The following is a 1,100-nucleotide window of genomic DNA, read 5'->3' as shown; positions in this document are numbered from 1 at the left end:
CGGTTACGGTGACAGTTACCGTCTTCCCACAATCGCCCGACCGGGTCTTGTAGCCGCCGATCCAAACATCGGAAATGCGGACGCCGTTACGAAACCAGCGGTATTTCAGCTTGGTGCCTGTAGCCCAGCCGCTCTGGTCGGCCCACACCACGGACCCGCACCTCGTGGACGCCGTGGATTCTACGACCGTTGCTGCACTGGCTGACGGTACGAGCATCAGCGAAGACCCGGCGAGCACGACCGCCACGGCGGCGCTGCGAAACGCAAATTTCACGATTATTCCCCCCAATATTAATTGGCCACGATGGCCCGATGGAATCCTAACGCAAACGGCTCAACCTGCGTGGACTTCTTTTACGCGGGCAGGAATCCGGGCAGGAGGCTTCCCCAGCGGATGGCGCGTAGGTGTTCGGGGCAGCGGCGGTACTCCTCGATATCCCAGTCAGAATCACTCACGTGCTCCACGTTGCCGGCAGGGATCCAAGCCCAATGCCCGTGCCGCCCGTCGTCCGCCCATCCCACAAGGACGAAAGAGGGGTTCCAGCGTTCCGCAACTGCGTAGACACGTACCGTTCCGCTTCAGCCAGGAGTAGTGTGGCAAGCACCTTGGGGTAGCTCCCGTACTCCCACGATTTGGTTTCGTCCGGCGCGTGTCCTGGGTCCGGCTTTAGATACTCGTACGTTTCACCGTCGAGTGTGAACGATGCCATGCGGTAAATATATCTGCCGCGTGTCAGCATCGCGCCCACCGCTTCAACATCTATCTTCACCACAGATGGAAGCTTAGGGAGCACCGCCGACCATTTCAGACTCCGACTCACAATCACGAATACCAAGCCGAGGCGGACGACCGATTACGCTGATCTCATGTCACTTCCTACCTGTTTCATAGCAATGCCGCTAACGACGTCCGAGGATGCTAAGGCCAGTTACCACGGCGATGCCGAGCACTTTGTTCACGTCTTGGAGCACCTATTTGTGCCTGCGGTAGAGGCTGCGGGATTTGTTGCTATCAGGCCCATCATGTCGGGAGGTGATGTGATCCAAGGGCAGATTATTAAGCACCTTGAGACCGCAGACATGGTCCTCTGCTCCTCTGC

Annotated in this window: 1 protein-coding gene and 1 pseudogene; one reads left to right on the top strand and one right to left on the bottom strand. The window is 58.4% G+C overall.

Annotated elements, in window-relative coordinates; translation table 11 throughout:
- Window positions 1-274: pseudogene (locus AC1DHX_RS20745) on the bottom strand (hypothetical protein); the annotation flags it as partial.
- Between the two features lie 593 nt (window positions 275-867).
- Here AC1DHX_RS20745 and AC1DHX_RS20740 point away from each other — a divergent pair.
- The coding region (locus AC1DHX_RS20740) for a hypothetical protein (protein WP_476900466.1) at window positions 868-1,100 on the top strand (233 nt) is incomplete at its 3' end.

Source organism: Arthrobacter sp. 05N33_2 (assembly GCF_056397425.1).
The sequence above is the reverse complement of the archived record's forward strand: the minus strand, read 5'-3'. Positions and strand labels throughout refer to the sequence as shown.